This is a genomic window from Myroides sp. DW712, assembly GCF_046557355.1.
Classification (GTDB): domain Bacteria; phylum Bacteroidota; class Bacteroidia; order Flavobacteriales; family Flavobacteriaceae; genus Flavobacterium.
Map to the genome: position 1 here is coordinate 17,824 of NZ_JBKFDO010000016.1, position 17,602 is coordinate 35,425.

The following is a 17,602-nucleotide window of genomic DNA, read 5'->3' on the forward strand; positions in this document are numbered from 1 at the left end:
GTATAGTTCACAGTTAGCTGTAAATAAACTGTCAACTATTCTTATTTCTGGATTAAATCTAAAATTTTTACTCCTAAAACTACACCGTGACTTGTTTTTCTATTGGAAAAAGAAGTGAAATAGTCAATTCGAAAAGGCCTGAATTTCTTAAATCCAAAGTTGTTTAACCCCACGCTAAATTCTTTATACGTGGGTTGATCTGGCGTTTGTAACAAGTGAAACCCGACAATAAACGAATATCGTGTTTTGTTTAATAGCGGAATTTTATTGATTAAATACCCTCGAAAATCGTGTTCTAGATGAAATTCAACATAGGATTTATTCGTACTATAGGAATAGTAAGGAAGTAAGTTAAATTGTTTATTGTAGATTGTACTAGAACCAATAAAGGTTTGGTTGCCGTTGAAATGTTTGTAATCCGTAAACGGAATTTGATTTTGTTCAAAGAATTGCCCGAGGGAAATACCCGTGTACAATTCCCCAATATTGCCAATATTATTCTGATATTTCGTTCCAATAGAACCAAATGTATAGCTAAAGTTACGATCCGTCGTATTCAAGGCTTTTTCTAAAAGAATCTCAAGAATCGGGTATTTCGATTGCTGGATATATTGTTTTTTATTGGGATAACTAATCGTTTTTTGATCAAACACCACTTGTACATTGACTTGGAGTTTGGCCACTCCATTAGGTTTGAAGGTTGGAGTTTCAAAATCAGAAGGGTTCAACGGATTATTCGACGTGAAGTCTAAAGTGGGTACAAAAGGTGGATTTTGAATATGGTTGTTTAGATGATTTCGATACGCATACTCAAATCTCGCTTTTACATTAAAATTCGTTCCAACATATTGGCTGTACTGTAAAGCGATGAACTTTTTTTGAAAATACTTGGCGTAGTTTTTTCCAAACCAAGAAGAGGCAAAAGAGTTAATCGGCTTTTTAATTGGATCATCTTGATTGAACTGTTCGATTGTTTCCCCTCCCTCTAATCGAAGGGTGCGATAGTCCTGTTGATTGAAAACATGAGAAGCATAACCAGAAAAGCGAAATTTATTCTCACTAAACCCATAGCTGACATTTACCCCATAAGACGTCGCGCCAAGATCCGATCGCAATTTGGTGTAATCAATCCCTGAAGTAATATTAAACCCTTGTACGGCATTAAAAGCAAAGGTTGAAAGTAATCCATGGTAGTTATAGGTTGTGTTTTTGTAGGAGTTGACGTATTTGTATCCTTTAATTAGCTTAAATAGCGTAAAGTTATTGGTGCGTTTATCAATAGAATCTAAAATTGCTTTGGTGTTATCGGCTAAAAGAATCGATTTTTGTTCGAAGTATTTCTTTTCACTGTCTAGTAAGTGAAAAGGGCGAACTACGGCTAATTTTTTCTCCTCATCGACGTTGTAGTTTTTGGTAAAAGTCAGGTATTCATTGGTTTTATTTTCCATTAAATCTGCTGGTTTTTCTGTATAGTGTGAAAAACTACTTTCAAATTTTCCAATGAAATCAAAAACAATAAATCGACCATCAAAAACCAAGGTTTGCGCAGCTTTTACATGAGCGTCCAAAGACGGAGAATAGGTATAGGTCTGTTTAATTTGCAAGTTGTTGATATTCTTCACGCCTACATTCATACCCTGCATTTTCGCATAAAAAGACAATACTTGCCACTGGTTACTGGTAAATTCAATATAGCCCTCCATAATAGGTTCTCGATCGCGTTTCGGTGTGAAATACACTCGATAAACGGTATCTTCTCCTACTTGTTCCTCAGAAATAATGTCAAAGTAGTAGTAGGAATTGGCATAAGGAAGTAGAGGAGATACAACAGTAATCCGCTTGGAAACCTCCGCACTAAAAATATTGAAATCATTATCCGTTCCCGTTAGAAAGAGTAAATCCTTCGAATTTCCTCTTTCTTGTAGTGCCTGAACAGTTTCTTTACTCAACATCTTATTGCGGTAGTCGAGATCCGAACTAATTTCACTGAGGTATATAAAATTACCTGTTTGTTCACTGTCAATATCCAAAGCAGGATCCAAATCTTTGCGTTTTTGCCCTAAATAGGAAGAACGCTGGGTGTTGAGTTGTAAATCTCCTTTGGCGTAATACGTCGCCTGGTAGTTGTTAGTGCGTTGTTTAAAATGCGTGTAAACTAAGGAGAGTAAGTAGGACGCATACAAATCTTGTTGCTCGCTGTAGAGCAGGGTGCGTTTGTCCAAAGCAGTTAATACAACAGCTATGGAGTCTGTTTGATTCTTGTACTTGATGCGTTCATGTTCAAAACCTTCCTTTTGAATAAAAATCGGCTGTTTGGAGTCCCAATTAATCGTAAAATAACCAGCCTCATCTGTACGAGTATGGTGAACCGTTCCCGGAATAAAAACCAAACCACCAGCTAGGGGTAGTTGTTTCTCGGTGAGTAATCGCCCAGTAAGGTTTTGCCCATACCCCATTTTTCCCCATAGAAAAACCAGGAGGAAAAGCAAAGAAAAAGAAAAGGTTACACGGTATTTATTCATTAATTCTCAAAAGCATGAAGCGCTAAGGCATAACTTTTTAAACCAAACCCCAAAATAACCCCGCGACAATGAGCCGCTAATTTGGAAATTTTACGGAAATCTTCACGAGCATGTGTATTGGAAATATGGACCTCAATAACGGGGGTTTCTATGGCTGCAATTGCATCACCCAAGGCAACAGAGGTATGGGTATATCCACCCGCATTAAAGACAATACCCGCATAACTAAAACCAACTTCATGTAATTTATCAATTAAAATACCTTCACTGTTCGATTGAAAATACTCCAATTCGATAGTGGGAAATTCACGTTGTAGTTGTTCAAAGTAAGTCTCAAAACTAGTATCTCCATAAATAGTAGGCTCTCTTTTTCCTAGTAAATTAAGGTTGGGGCCATTGAGTAGTAGAATTTTCATAGGTGTAAGTTTCTAGAACAGTAAAACAAAGATATTTAATATTCAGGTTGATTAGGCATGCAAATACGAATATTTAACCCAGAGATAGAATTAGTTTCCGTTCATTTTGAAGGGGTTACTTCTTTTAACTGTTTTTAAAATATGGTTTTCTTTGTAATTAACTAAATATTAACTATTTGTATCAATGTAATAACTGATTGATTTACAATATGATGTTAATTTTTTATATTTATCAGGTTTATTTAATGTTATATATTTATTAAATAAACGCTGTCTTGTGTAGAGTTGCCTTAATTTCGTACTCAGTTAATAAAAAAAAATGAATGAATATGAAAAAATTAGTACTATCGTTAGCAGCCGTTGCTGCATTTGGATTCACAGCTAACGCTCAAGAAAAAGAAAAACCAACCTTTGGATTCCAAGAAGGAAACTTCATGATTGAAGGGAGCTTTCAAATTTCTGACAAAGTAGATAAAAATTCAACATCAGGGAACAAAGACAAAACCACTAAGTATAAAGTTAATCCTAAAGTAGGGTACTTTTTATCAGATAAAGTTGCTGTTGGAGCATCGTTAGCTTTTGGTAAAGATGAGCAAGAAGCATTTAATGATAAAGTAGCTACAAACTTATATGCAGGTTTATATGCACGTTACTACTTTTTAGAATTAGGTAATCGTTTCAAAACGTTTGCTGAAGTAGGTGTTGGATATGATCAAAAAGAATTATCTGCAGCGAAAGAAAAAATGACAGGTATTCAAGCTGGCCTAGACTTAGGATTCAACTATTTCGTAACAGAAAAATTAGCTGTTGCTTTCACATTAGGTAATGTATTCTCTTATGGAAACCACGACCACAAAATTGATGGTAACAAGAAAAAAACTATTTCTGAAACAGAAGCGAACGTAAACGTTTTCAATAACTTCTTTGACAACGCTACCTTCGGATTAGTATACAAATTCTAATCGAAAAATCGGTAAATAATAGAATACAGAAAGAGCTTCAGCAATGAAGCTCTTTTTTTTATCTTTGAAGGAACTGAATGAAGTAAAATGAGAAGTAAAATCTGGCAAAATGCCCTGCAATCCTATGTCCATTATTTGAAGTTAGAACGTGGATTAGCCGAAAATTCTATTGAAAGTTATGAGCTGGATTTGATGAAGTTTGTTCAGTTTCTTAATCATAGCGAAGTAGAAGTAACTCCTCAGGAAGTAACTCCTGAGCATGTCAATGAATTTGTCTATCAATTGTCAACGGTTTTAGCGCCTACTTCACAAGCGAGAATTATATCGGGATTGAAGAGTTTTTTTACGTTTTTAATTGTCGATGGGCAAATAGAAAAAGCGCCTACGGATTTATTGGAAATCCCTAAACTTGGCCGTAAACTCCCTGAAGTATTGGCGATGGAGGAAATAGATGCGCTAATTGCTACGCTCGATCTTTCCACTAATGAAGGATATCGCAATAAGGTCATGTTAGAGCTTTTATACAGCTGTGGATTACGCGTAAGTGAGTTGGTCAATCTGAGATTGAGTGATCTCTTTTTTGAAGAAGGATTTATTCGCGTAATAGGGAAGGGGAGCAAGCACCGATTTGTACCGATTGACCCCGATACGATGCAACTTATTACGCTGTACAAACAAACGATTCGCAATCACACGCAGGTAAAGAAGCAGGATAGTGATATTGTGTTTCTCAATCGAAGAGGAGGTCGTTTAACCCGAGCCATGATTTTTACCATTGTCAAACAAGCGGCTCAGGCCGCCAATATTCAAAAGAATATTAGTCCTCATAGTTTTAGACATTCCTTTGCAACGTATTTGTTGGAAAATGGCGCTGACATTCGAATGATTCAATTGATGTTGGGGCATGAATCGATTCTAACGACAGAAATCTATACCCATATCAGCAGAGAAAAACTAAAAGGCGTGATGGATAAATACCATCCGAGAAGTAAAAAGAGTGAGGATTGATACGTAGAACTCGTCCCTTTTGCTTGTGTTATTGATGGGGCAATCCCGCTCTGAATATAAAATAGAACAAGCATAAAAAAAAGGCATTATAGTTGAACTATAACGCCTTTTTTTATGCTTGTTTCCTTTCTCTATTTCGCAATATTAATCGCTCTAGTTTCACGGATTACTGTAATTTTTACTTGACCTGGGTACGTCATTTCCGTCTGAATTTTTTGCGAAATATCAAATGATAGCGTTGCAGCCATTTCATCAGATACTTTTTCACTTTCAACAATCACACGTAATTCTCTACCTGCCTGAATCGCATACGAGTTTTTCACTCCTCCAAATTCATTAGCAATACCTTCTAGGTCTTTTAGACGCTGAATATATGAATCTAAGACTTGTCTTCGTGCACCTGGTCTTGCACCAGAAATAGCATCACAAACTTGAATAATTGGCGCAATTAAAGTGGTCATTTCAATTTCGTCGTGGTGAGCTCCAATGGCATTACAAACCTCTGGTTTTTCACCAAATTTCTCAGCCCATTGCATCCCTAAAATAGCGTGTGGTAATTCGCTCTCTGTTTCAGGAACCTTACCAATATCGTGTAGTAATCCTGCACGCTTCGCTAATTTTACGTTTAATCCTAATTCTGCAGCCATTAAACCACATAATTTTGCAACTTCACGCGAGTGTTGTAGTAAGTTTTGACCGTAAGACGATCTGTATTTCATACGACCAACGATTTTAATCAATTCAGGGTGTAACCCGTGAATTCCTAAATCAATAACCGTTCTTTTTCCAATTTCAATAATCTCCTCTTCGATTTGTTTGGTTGTTTTGGCAACCACTTCTTCGATACGAGCAGGGTGAATACGTCCGTCTGTAACCAAACGGTGCAAAGATAAACGCGCAATTTCGCGTCTTACAGGATCAAAACAAGAAAGAATAATTGCCTCTGGCGTATCATCTACAATGATTTCAACACCTGTTGCCGCTTCAATTGCACGAATGTTTCGTCCTTCACGACCAATAATTCTACCTTTTACATCATCGGATTCAATGTTAAACACAGAAACACAGTTTTCTACAGCCTCTTCTGTACCTACACGTTGAATGGTATTGATGATAATTTTTTTCGCCTCTTGTTGAGCCGTTAATTTCGCTTCTTCAATGGTATCTTGAATGTACGACATTGCATCTGCTTTTGCTTCAGTTCGTAAGCTCTCAATGATTTGATTCTTCGCTTCTTCCGCTGTTAAACCAGAAATAATCTCTAATTGCTCGACCTGCGTGCGGTGTAAGCGCTCAACTTCTTCCTGTTTTTTCTCTATATGCTCAAGCTTAACCTCGTAGTCTTTAATGATTTTTTCGCTTTCTTCTGCTGCTTTCTTGGCTTTAGACAACTCATTAGAAATTTGAGATTCCTTATCTCTCGTTCTTTTTTCTGCCTCTGCCATCTTCTTGTCACGCGCTAAAATTACTTGCTCATGCTCCGCTTTTAGCTCAATAAATTTTTCTTTTGCTTGAAGTATTTTCTCCTTTTTAATCGATTCTCCTTCTGTCTTTGCGTCGCGTATTAGTGTCTTTGCTTCATTATTAGCGTTTTGCAAAACAGATGAAGCGTGGTTCTTTTCTAGGTATTTCGCTATGGCAAAACCGATGCTTCCACCGACCAAAACTCCTCCAACAATAAATAGTATATCCATATGTGTTTTATAATTATATAAAAAAAAGCCCACATCAGTAGAGTTGCATAAACTCTGATTTAAACAAGTTTTGGGTTAGCTTGCTGTTCAAGGATCTGCATAAATGCAGCATGCTTTAGTAGCAATGATTCACCCATTTTAATTTGTTAGTGTTGAGTTTATCAAAACGGTTTACTAATGTGAGCAGTATCTTTTTAGTTTTTCCTTTAAATAAGAACGTGTTATTTCGAAAGAATACGATCCAAAGCTTCATCTAATCGAATTAATCGATCAACCGCTTTGTTGTAATTTTCAGACTTGTCAATCGTCTTCTGTTCCGTCTGTGAGGCCAATTGCAAGGCACACATCGCCAGAACATCTTGCTTATCTCGTACCGCATAGCTCTCCTCAAACTGTGTAATCATAATATCAATCTTCTTCGATGCCGAACGCAAAGCCTCCTCCTGTGCATATGTCACCGTTAAGGGATATACGCGATCAGCTATCGATATTTTGATTTTTAATTGTTCATTTTGACTCATCGCTCGCTTTATTTACTGAGTTGAGTGATACAGGTGTCAATCTCTCGTATCAGTGAATTTATCTTGAGTTTCGTATCTTTTCTTCCTTCGTCACTGCCCAATAGTGAATTGGCTAATTGAAGGGACTCATACTTTTTGTAGATGTCTTCCAATTGATGTTCATTTTGCTGAATCTCCTCTCGTGCCTCAATCAAATCCTGCTTTAGGTTATTGTTTTCCGCTTCCAATTGATCTAATCGCTGTACAAGTTTGGCAAACTTTACTTCCAATGCATTAATTATGTCCGTTAGTTCACTCATGTCGCAAAATAAATATTCACTATTCTTTTACAAAGTTACAATTAGTATTTAGATTTTAAAATATTTTGTGTGAAAAGTTCGTCTGAATGCGGAGGAAATTGTTTAATAGCTAACTAAATAGAAGAATACCTGTTTTTTACCTGATTCTCACTAGAATGTCTGTCCTCTTCCACAAGGATTTATAGAAAAGGGTTCGCAGTTTTTAGATTATTCTTTATTTTAGCAATAAATTATAAAATTATGAAAAAGAGTTTAACTGGATTATTTGTTTGCTCTGCCTTGTTTGCTTTTGGACAAACTCCTGCTATCGAATTTGCGAATCCCTTAAATATCCCTATTAACGCCTCTGGTAATTTTGGTGAATTGAGAGGAAGTCACTTTCATTCTGGGTTAGATATTAAAACACAACAACGCATTGGTCTTCCTATTTATGCGCCCGCAGATGGGTATGTGTCGCGTATCAAAGTATCAACGTGGGGGTATGGGAAAGCACTCTATATTGATCATCCCAATGGGATGACCACTGTATATGGACACTTAAACGCCTATGAAGGTGAAATTGCAAAACGGGTGTTCGATACGCATTATAGACAACGCGTGTTTGAAATTGAAATTTTTCCAAAACGCAATGAAATCCCAGTTAAAAAAGGAGATATTATCGCTTACACAGGAAATACAGGGGGTTCAGGTGGCCCTCATTTACATTATGAATTTCGCGATACCAAAACACAAGCCATCATCAATCCGCTGAGTAAGGGAATGAAGGATATGCTCGTGGATACGGAAGCGCCTACGGTAAATGCTGTTTATGCGTATCCTATTTCTTTGGATGCAACCATTAATAAGAATAGTAGTCCCTTTCAACTGTCTTATAAAATGCGCAACGGTGTTCTGATGGCAGATCCAATTACAGCCAAAGGAAAAATTAGCTTTGGTATTGATATGTATGATACGGCTAATAATAATGCAAATAAAAATGGCGTTTATAAATTGGAAACGTTTATTAATGGAACCCCGAGTTTTAGCTATCAGTTTGATACCTTTACCTTTAGTGAAACGGGCTTTGTCAACGCCTTAGTGGATTATGGACGGGTAAAACGAACCAAGGCCAAGGTGCAAAAAATGTTCGTTGAAACCCCATACCCACTGTCGGTACTAAAAGTTAATCAGGCGAATCAGGGAATCTTAACCGTGCAGCCAGGAGAGAGTTATACCTATAAAATTGTGGCGTCTGACTATCACGGCAATCAAACAACGATTGAAATTCCAGTTACCTATGCGGATGATTTTGTCGCTCGTGTAGAAAGTATGGATGTGTCCGAAGGAGATAAGTATGACATCCTTTCCACGAGAGAATTTATTATGGAGAAGGATTTCGCGACACTTACGATTCCTGCCAATACCTTTTACCAAGATTTTAAATTTAATTTTAACGCCAAAGACAAGGTGGTTACGTTGCACAGAGATGTAGTGGCAGGATTTAAAAATATGACGTTGACGGTAGATGTGAGTAGTTTTGGATTAACCGAAACAGAGCTAAAAAAAGGTTATTTGGCTCAGCTTGGTCCTAATGGAAGTAAATCCTATGTCAAAACACATAAAAAAGGATCGTTGTGGACGATTTATACCAAGAAATTAGGGGATTATACCGTGGGGATGGATACAACACCACCAAAAATATACCAGCCTAGCTTTAAGGAAGGGGATTGGTTGAGCAATGCCGAAAACATCTCTTTTTTAATTCAAGATGCCGATTCAGGAATCAATAAAATTGAAGGAACAATCAACGGGAAATGGATCTTGTTGGATTACGATTATAAAACAAAAAAAATAGTACATTTATTCCGCGATGGAATAGTAGCTTCCGGGCGCAATGACGTGGTGATTAAAGTGACAGATAACCTAGAGAATGAAGCCACTTTTTCAACGCATTTTTTTAGAAAATAACAGATGATACATCGATTGGGCATAACCATACTGGTTTTTTTACTGAGCGTAGGTTTATACGCTCAAGAACTCGTAACGTTGAAAGGAAAGTTTATTGACTATAAAGACAGAACTGGAATAGCTAATGTTTCTGTCGTTGTATATGAGGGGTATCTAAAAAAGGAACATGCAGTAATTGGCCGTGTAGTAACAGATGAACAGGGAGAGTTTCAACTTGAATTTCCAAGAGTAGAGGTGGTGATTGTTGATTTCGATAATACACTACTTTGTCTCGGAGAGCCTCATATCTATTTTCGGAATAAAACGGTTCATTACGACGTTTATGAGTGTATGAAAATTCAACCAAGAGAGGCTAAACAATCCCATCTAGAAGAAAAAGAAAATAAACAAGTATTAGAAGACATTACGATTGTTACGTCCAAAAGTGGTGGGGAACGAGACGTAATGCATGTGGATCTTTCGGAAAGTGCCTCAGCGGTAAAAGAGAGCAATACCTTCGAAACGGTATTAACTACATTAGCAGGAGTGAACTCGAATAACGAATTGAGTAGCCAATATACGGTGAGAGGCGGAAGCTTTGATGAAAATTTGATTTATGTCAATGGGATTGAAATGTATCGCCCTTTTTTGGTGCGGTCGGGTAAACAAGAAGGATTGAGCTTTGTTAATCCTACGATGGTAGAGGGAATTTCTTTTTCTGCAGGAGGATTTAAAGCGAGATATGGCGATAAGATGTCATCGGTTCTAGATATCACCTATCGCAAGCCGAAGGAGAATAAAGCCTATCTACAAGCGAGTTTCTTAGGGGCAGGAGCAACCGTCGATTTAGTTTCTAAAGATAAGGCCTTAACCGCTATTCTTGGTATGCGTTATCACAACAATCGCTTGCTGATGAATCGAAACGATGATGAGGGATACTATAAGCCTTCTTTTATGGATGCGCAAACCGTAGTGAATTATACCGTAAACGAACATTGGGATTTTAGTTTTTTAGGTAATATTACAGGAAATCACTATAAATACGAACCTAATCGAGCGGAAGTTAATTTTGGAGCTTATAATGCGTTGTCAAATGTATTGGTTTTATATGATGGAAAAGAGGAAGATAAGTATAGCTCCTTGTTTGGTGCTTTCACTTCTTCCTATGCGTGGAATAGTAACAATAAAGTAGACGCAATTATTTCAGCGTATCACACTCAGGAAAAAGAATACTACGATATTGAGGCTTCTTATTTACTGATGGATCAACAAGAATCTGATACAGATCCTCTTTTTGGATCTGATATTGAAAGACCAGTGGCGGTGAGAAAGGGAATCGCTTCTCAGTTTTCGCATGCTAGAAATAACTATGATGCTTTAGTCCTAAGTGCGGAAGTAAAAGGGAAGTTTTTCTTAGAAGATACGGATACTTCACTATATTGGGGAGTAAAATATACCAGAGAAAATATCAAAGATCGCTTGTCAGAGTGGGAGTTAATGGACTCTTTGGGCTATGTGTTGCCTAATATACATCCTTATTCAACGCTGCATACGCAACATAATGTAGACATCAATCGATTTATGGTATATGGAGAATGGAATAAAGCGCTATACACAGACAAGGCCAAAATTACCCTTAATGCGGGTGCTCGCATGCAGTGGTGGAAGATGTCTGAAAGTGATGCAGGAAAAGTAGTGGTCAGTCCCAGAGCGCAAATTGCTTTTGAACCGAGTAATTGGGAAAAAGACATGTTGTTTACGCTAGCTACAGGTTTATATCAACAGCCTCCATCGTATCGAGAATACAGAGGATTTGATGGAGAATTAAATCCCGATTTAAAAGCGCAAAAAGCTTGGGTGGTTGTTTTAGGACATAGGTATCAATTTAAGTTGTGGGAAAGAGATTTCCGCATGCAATCGGAAGTGTATTATAAGAATATACAAGATGCAAATATTTATACCCTCGATAATGTACGCCTGCGCTACGTAGCCAATAATGAGGCAAAGGCTTATGTGTATGGAGCGGATGTTCGAATCTATGGAGAATTCATCGCCAATACGGAATCTTGGGTGAGTGTTGGTTATATGAAAGCAGAAGAGAATTATCAAGATAAAGGCTATATCGCTCGACCAACTGATCAACGATTGAAGTTTGGTTTGTTGTTCCAAGATTATGTGCCTTCCATTCCTAATTTGAAATTGTACTTTAATGCTGTTTATAGTACTGGTCTACCAGGTGGTTCACCCGCTTATGAGGATCCCTACCGCTATCAAGACAGATTGCGCGACTATAAACGGGCAGATATCGGATTTAACTATGTGTTTAAAGATGATGGTATTGGGCAAAATAAACGGTGGTTACAGGGAATTGACCACTTGCAAGTCGGGGTAGAGGTATATAATGTCTTTGATTTTGACAATGCAATTACCAATACCTGGATTCGAGATTTAAATAGTACAAAGTCCTATGCTATACCAAATTATATGACAAATAGAACATTCAATATTAAAGTCGCGCTAACCTTTTAATTTTTTCGCAGAGCATTTGTAAAAAACGTATCTTTGAATCATCAATAGTGAAAAGAATGAAAACAAAAGTAGGTTTATTCGCCAGTATTTTTTCCGTTGTGTTGCTTTTTTCTTGTAAAGGACAAGAGGAAAAACCAAAAGTGATTTATAAAGATGAGGTAGAAAACGCAGAGCAACAAGAAGCGGTGAAAGAAAAAACAGAAGATATCAGAATTGCTGATTTACCTTTGGTTGTCGGTAACTCTTCCTATTTAATTCACCCTGTAGGAGAAGTAAGAGTCTATGCTAGTCCAAGTAAATACGGAACAAGCAAAGTTAATCAGTTCTCCTATACGGTTTCTAATTATGTGCCTTTTGAAATTACAGGTTATTTAGAAAACTTGATGTTTCAACATAAAGATTCCCTAGAAATCAGACCGCTGACCACTAAAAAAATCCAAATTCAATCCGTGGTATATTTAAATACAATCGCAGAAAAACTGAAGAAAAATATTTTAGTGTATAATGTTTTTGACGCAGATACGAATCGCGATGGTAAAATTGATTCCAATGATATTAAAACCCTATATATTAGTAGAGGTAGCGGAAAAGAGTTTAAAAAACTAAGTCCGTATTTACAAGAATTGTTAGATTGGACGGTGATTGATGTACAAAACCGACTGTATTTTAGAACGATTGAGGATATTAATAAAAACGGTGCTTTTGACAAAAACGACAACATCAATTATTTTTATATTGATTTGACCGATCCACAATGGGAAGTCAAGAGTTATGATCCCTTGAATATCCTAGGGGAAGAAGAACGTAATGAATCTTCTACTACAGAAGAAATAGTATAACCGAGATAAAGAGGCTGTCCCAAAAGACAGTCTCTTTTTTTTGGGTGCCTGTGTATTGGATGCAGGGTGTAAGCAGGGTTAGTCCATAAAAAAACATGGTTTTAATGGACACACTATGGACACATTATGGATACACCCAAATGAATAATAGTTGACAGTGTACAGAAACCTCACCCAATCATACCCAATCACACCCAATCACACCCAATCACACCCAATCACACCCAATCACACCCAATCACACCCAATCACACCCAATCACACCCAATCACACCCAATCTCACCCAATCACACCCAATCACCTTTATTCCCTTATTGTACAGCTTATTGCTTATTTACGATTAGAAGGGGAAATAAACCACAAAATAAGGCGTAAATACTCAAATAGTGAAATTATTTATATTTTATTCAATTTAACGTTTGGCAGTGTGTTAGTTTTGTTTTTTAATGATTTTTATGTAATATATTGATTATATTGTTTATTTTTTTACTCAATTGCCGTTTATTTTTTGTCTATTTATGAAGTAAATACTCAATTAATGTGACTTTTTTCAGGTATCCTTGTCTTAGATATAGATGAAATGAGATTTTTGCTTCTAGCTTTACCGTAGCTCTTCTTTTTTTGCTAGTAACAGAGAAAAAAAAGAGAAGGAGAAGAAGAGAGCTAGAAGAGAATAACCAATAAAACAGATAATCAGTTGTGTTTATTGTATTAAATGGAGATAAATTAATATGATAATCAGGGTTATTTAGTGAATAAATTTAGTGACTTGGAGTATTTTATCACGAGAAATTAAGTATTATAAAAGGTAAAATGCGATTAAGTGAAGAATATGTAATTCTCATTTTGTAATGTTAAATAATATGTTAATCTAAAAAATAAATAATAATTTTGTCACGCTTTAAACGAAACTAAAAAAAGTAGTAATAGGCGAACATCTATTATCTTAAGTCCCCACTTAATAGAGAATCGTGCCTGTATTGCTATGCAGTATTGTCACGACGCAATATGTGAGGGTAGAGGTATTAATTTAATACATCACCACTAACATTATGAAACTAATTAAAACATTTGATGGTTTTTTAAAAGGCCATTTTAACTTCGAGAGCATCGTTAAGAGTATCCTAGCCATATCTCTTATTCAGCTCGTTGTGATTTGCCTAGGGGTAAATCTAAACTTAATCCATTTAGCGATTCCTTTATTGTATTTCTTTACAAGAAAAACGGCTAGTCAGGAGGAACCAACTATGACAGAATTTGTACTGCATTTTAGCTTGGTTATTCTCGTGATTTTATTGCCGAGTTTATTCCCTTTTAAGTATATCGGCTCGCTTATTTTTGCGTATGTCTTAACCTATCTCATGCTGATTTACAAGGATGTAAAGACAATTAAACCATCTTCTGCAAATCAAAGTATTTTAGGCTTTATTGGTTTTTTCTGCAACTACATGATCGCTTGTTTAATTGCTAAAATCATTTTCTTTTTGGTTACACATATCTATGCTGATTTTGGTATTGATTATGTATTCTTTCAAACGGGATTATCTGTGCTCGTGCTATTGTTCAGCTTGTTGAGTTTGGTTAATATCAATGAATCCAATAAAGTGTTGCTCAATCAGGGGCCCGCTTTTATGATAAGTAAAGCTGATATCCAATCGTATAGTGAGGTGGTAGAAGATAAGGAAAGAATTATCGTAGACTTCTTTGAAACAAGTGATGAGTTCTTAACGAATTCCTTTTCTTTAGAAGATTTAGCTGATGCAGTTGGTTTAAGTAAGCAAGAAGTTTCAACTGTGATTAATCATCAATTGAATTCTTCTTTTTATCATATGGTGGCTCAATATCGAATTTTGCATGCCAAAGCGCTTCTGCAAGAACGCAATAATTTAACCATTGAAGCTATTGTAGAAGAATGTGGTTTTAGTTCAAAATCTACGTTTAATAAATACTTCAAACTTTTTGTAGGAAAAACTCCATCGGTATATCGCAATCAATTAGCTTAGTTGTATTGGTATGGAATTTTATTTCAACTTGCTCGTATTAACGGCGACAATTATTTTTGGCAGTATATCTTTTATTGTTAACTACACCTTGACTAGTACAACAAAAACACAGCGAATGCTACATGTTTTTTTGTTGTTCTTTATTCTGCACCTTGTTGTACTGTTGTGTCTGAGGTTGATACTGCCAGAATATACTTTTTTGAGTTTGGGATTGCCCCTAAATACACTGTATGCACCTACGTTTTATTGCTGCTTGGTTTTACTCTGCGAAGAAGTAAATAAACCCAAAATAGCACCAAAGCACCCTCTTTTTAGTTTGCATTTTCTGCCTGCTATTGTCTTGCTGAGCTTCTATGGGATACTGATAAGTAAAGGACTAGACGTGGAAGAAGAACTGGTGTATTGGTACTTAATTATCCTTTATTGTGTAGAGGGGTTACAATATATAGGCTATGCATTTACTGGTTATTTCAAAATTAATAAGCTGATGTTGAATAACAATATCCGTTTACTCATCTTACGTGTCATGTGGATTATGATTTTCATGGCTCTTGTTTCCCTTGGTGTGGTGGTTTATAATAGTGTGTTGTCTTACGATCTTTCTGTTACTTATCTCGCGTTGCTGTGTTTTTCTTTGGTCATATTTAATTACTATATCACGCGATTAAAATATGTGAAAGTAGTCGCTGTAACGGAATCAGAACTAGAGGAAGAAGCAGAATTGGCAAAGGACGATCAGATGCTGTTAAAGTACGAAAAATCAAAATTAGGAGAAGAAATCTTACAAGTATATAAACTGAAAGTAGAGCAAGTATTGCAAGATAAAAAGTCCTACCTAAAACTAAACTTTACACTGGATGACTTAGAACGAGAAAGTAAAATTGCGAAACACCATTTATCGCAATTTTTCTCTACTACGTATGGAATGAATTTTAATACCTATATCAATAAGCTACGCGTGGAACACGCGAAGGAACTATTAGAAAAAAGAAATTTTGATATTTCTGTTTCTGAGCTAGGTGATGAATGTGGGTTTAATTCTCGAACTTCTTTTTTTAGAGCCTTTAAAAAATTTGAAGGCGTTTCTCCTTCGGAATATATCGCGAATATTTTGCAGAAATAGACTTTTTGTTATTTGGCTTTTGTTGTTCGACTTTTAGTTAAATTCAAAAGAAAAAGAGAAAATAACTCATAGCAGAAAACAATAAGAACCAACTCGCAAATAGATCTTTTTTGTGATTTATATTCCCTCTGTAAGATAAATTATGACTCTTGTCTCTAGTTTTCATGCTGATAGTATGGGAATGACAGTCGTTATTTTATATCGTAGAAGAATACAGTAGTTAGCTCCTGATTGGATGATGGTTCTGTTTGTTAAGCGACAGTGCCGGTTTGTATGGTGAGGAGTATGCTTTACCAGGAAGTATTTAGCTCAAAGTTAAACCCTCCCCAAAAGCCAAAAGTCGAACGCCAAACAACAAGCAACAAACAACAAAGCCCAAACAACAAAAACCTCTTTTCTATTCACTATTTCATTTGCATATAAAAAGAGTTGTTTATATTTGTATTTGCATTGGATAGTTCAAATGAAATGATAAAATAATGCACAAGCATAGTAAAGTAAAAAATAGAAATAATGATTATACAACCTAGAACTCGTGGATTTATCTGCCTAACGTCTCATCCAGAAGGATGTGCGGCGCATGTTAAACAGCAAATTGCCTATGTTCAATCAAAAGGAAAAATAGCGAATGGTCCTAAAAAAGTACTTGTTATTGGTGCTTCTACAGGTTTTGGTTTAGCATCGCGTATTGCAGCAGCTTTTGGCTCTGACGCAGCTACTATTGGTGTGTTTTTTGAAAAGTCTGCAACAGAAGGCCGTCCGGCAACTGCAGGTTGGTATAATTCAGCAGCATTTGAACAAGAAGCTGCTAAAGCAGGTTTATATGCAAAAAGCATTAATGGGGATGCTTATTCTGATGAAATTAAAAAACAAACAATCGAGTTGATTAAACAAGATTTAGGTCAAATTGATTTAGTAGTATATAGTTTAGCATCGCCTAGACGTACACATCCTAAAACAGGTGTGGCTTATGCTTCAGTTTTAAAACCAATAAATGAGCCTTTTTCCAATAAAACAGTTGATTTCCATACAGGCGTAGTGTCTAATATTACCATTGATCCCGTAACGGAACAAAGTGATATCGATAATACAATCGCTGTTATGGGAGGAGAAGACTGGAAATTCTGGATGGAAGACTTGAAAGCGGCAGGTGTTTTAGCAGAAGGTGTTAAAACAGTAGCGTATTCTTATATTGGCCCTGAATTAACGTATCCAATTTATAGAAATGGAACAATTGGTATGGCTAAAAATGATTTAGAAGCTACTGTTCCTACAATTAATACATTATTGGCTGATTTACATGGAGTGTCTTATGTTTCAGTAAACAAGGCTTTAGTAACGCAATCAAGTTCAGCTATTCCTGTCGTACCGTTGTATATTTCTTTGTTGTATAAAGTAATGAAAGAAAAGAATATTCACGAAGGATGTATTGAGCAAATGCAACGCCTATTTGCTGATCGTTTATATGCAGATCAACCTATTACATTAGATGCTGAAGGAAGAATCAGAGTGGACGACTGGGAAATGAGAGCAGATGTACAAGCAGAAGTCGCTAAATTGTGGGAGGAAATTAGTTCAGAAAATATCAATGAAATCTCCGATTTAGAAGGATATAGAAAAGATTTCTTTAACTTGTTTGGGTTTGAATTTGATACCGTGGACTATACGGCAGAAACAAACGAATTGGTTGAAGTACCTAGTATAAAATAATAAAAAAAGGTCGGTGGTTTTATCATCGACCTTTTTTTGTTAGTAATGT

14 protein-coding genes and 1 other RNA gene are annotated in these 17,602 nt (G+C 36.2%); 9 read left to right on the plus strand and 6 right to left on the minus strand.

The window, feature by feature from the left end:
- Positions 1 to 41: 41 nt before the first annotated feature.
- Complete coding sequence (locus ACLJX0_RS12320; RefSeq protein ID WP_410880825.1) at positions 42 to 2,522, minus strand: DUF5686 family protein; 2,481 nt, start codon at positions 2,520 to 2,522, stop codon at positions 42 to 44.
- Complete coding sequence (aroQ, locus tag ACLJX0_RS12325; RefSeq protein ID WP_410880826.1) at positions 2,522 to 2,938, minus strand: type II 3-dehydroquinate dehydratase; 417 nt, start codon at positions 2,936 to 2,938, stop codon at positions 2,522 to 2,524. Before aroQ ends, ACLJX0_RS12320 begins: the two co-directional genes overlap by 1 nt.
- A gap of 329 nt (positions 2,939 to 3,267) precedes the next feature.
- Here aroQ and ACLJX0_RS12330 point away from each other — a divergent pair, with 329 nt between their 5' ends.
- Both ACLJX0_RS12330 and xerD read left to right on the plus strand, forming a co-directional pair.
- Complete coding sequence (locus tag ACLJX0_RS12330) at positions 3,268 to 3,900, plus strand: outer membrane beta-barrel protein (RefSeq protein WP_410880827.1); 633 nt, start codon at positions 3,268 to 3,270, stop codon at positions 3,898 to 3,900.
- Between the two features lie 87 nt (positions 3,901 to 3,987).
- A complete protein-coding gene (gene xerD / locus ACLJX0_RS12335) occupies positions 3,988 to 4,908 on the plus strand; it encodes a site-specific tyrosine recombinase XerD (protein WP_410880828.1) in 921 nt (306 codons plus the stop codon).
- A 131-nt stretch (positions 4,909 to 5,039) separates the two neighbouring features.
- Here the strand turns inward: xerD and rny are convergent, their stop codons facing one another.
- The 4 genes from rny to ACLJX0_RS12355 all read right to left on the minus strand — a co-directional run bounded on the left by rny (position 5,040) and on the right by ACLJX0_RS12355 (position 7,422).
- Positions 5,040 to 6,602, minus strand: a complete 1,563-nt coding sequence (gene rny / locus ACLJX0_RS12340; protein WP_410880829.1) for a ribonuclease Y — start codon at positions 6,600 to 6,602, stop codon at positions 5,040 to 5,042.
- A 49-nt stretch (positions 6,603 to 6,651) separates the two neighbouring features.
- A non-coding RNA gene (gene ssrS / locus ACLJX0_RS12345) (6S RNA) lies at positions 6,652 to 6,760 on the minus strand.
- A 63-nt stretch (positions 6,761 to 6,823) separates the two neighbouring features.
- Positions 6,824 to 7,123 carry a cell division protein ZapA gene (locus ACLJX0_RS12350; RefSeq protein WP_410880830.1) on the minus strand — a complete coding sequence of 100 codons (300 nt, stop codon included), beginning with the start codon at positions 7,121 to 7,123 and terminating at the stop codon, positions 6,824 to 6,826.
- An 8-nt stretch (positions 7,124 to 7,131) separates the two neighbouring features.
- Positions 7,132 to 7,422 (minus strand): hypothetical protein, encoded by a 291-nt coding sequence (locus ACLJX0_RS12355; RefSeq protein ID WP_410880831.1) that lies wholly within the window; start codon positions 7,420 to 7,422, stop codon positions 7,132 to 7,134.
- Positions 7,423 to 7,662: 240 nt separating this feature from the next.
- Between ACLJX0_RS12355 and ACLJX0_RS12360 the strand changes: the two genes are divergently transcribed.
- From ACLJX0_RS12360 to fabV, 7 genes are all read left to right on the plus strand, one after another.
- Entirely contained in the window at positions 7,663 to 9,369 is a 1,707-nt protein-coding gene (locus ACLJX0_RS12360; RefSeq protein WP_410880832.1) for a peptidoglycan DD-metalloendopeptidase family protein, read from the plus strand.
- A 3-nt stretch (positions 9,370 to 9,372) separates the two neighbouring features.
- The gene (locus tag ACLJX0_RS12365; protein WP_410880834.1) at positions 9,373 to 11,877 is read left to right on the plus strand and encodes a TonB-dependent receptor plug domain-containing protein; all 2,505 of its coding nucleotides are present in this window, start codon (positions 9,373 to 9,375) and stop codon (positions 11,875 to 11,877) included.
- A 56-nt stretch (positions 11,878 to 11,933) separates the two neighbouring features.
- Positions 11,934 to 12,716, plus strand: a complete 783-nt coding sequence (locus ACLJX0_RS12370) for a hypothetical protein (protein WP_410880835.1) — start codon at positions 11,934 to 11,936, stop codon at positions 12,714 to 12,716.
- A gap of 151 nt (positions 12,717 to 12,867) precedes the next feature.
- Complete coding sequence (locus ACLJX0_RS12375; RefSeq protein ID WP_410880836.1) at positions 12,868 to 13,092, plus strand: hypothetical protein; 225 nt, start codon at positions 12,868 to 12,870, stop codon at positions 13,090 to 13,092.
- A 677-nt stretch (positions 13,093 to 13,769) separates the two neighbouring features.
- The gene (locus ACLJX0_RS12380) at positions 13,770 to 14,720 is read left to right on the plus strand and encodes a helix-turn-helix domain-containing protein (protein WP_410880838.1); all 951 of its coding nucleotides are present in this window, start codon (positions 13,770 to 13,772) and stop codon (positions 14,718 to 14,720) included.
- Between the two features lie 115 nt (positions 14,721 to 14,835).
- Positions 14,836 to 15,843 carry a helix-turn-helix domain-containing protein gene (locus tag ACLJX0_RS12385; protein ID WP_410880839.1) on the plus strand — a complete coding sequence of 336 codons (1,008 nt, stop codon included), beginning with the start codon at positions 14,836 to 14,838 and terminating at the stop codon, positions 15,841 to 15,843.
- Positions 15,844 to 16,356: 513 nt separating this feature from the next.
- Positions 16,357 to 17,553 carry an enoyl-ACP reductase FabV gene (gene fabV / locus ACLJX0_RS12390; protein ID WP_410880840.1) on the plus strand — a complete coding sequence of 399 codons (1,197 nt, stop codon included), beginning with the start codon at positions 16,357 to 16,359 and terminating at the stop codon, positions 17,551 to 17,553.
- The last annotated feature ends 49 nt before the right edge of the window (positions 17,554 to 17,602 follow it).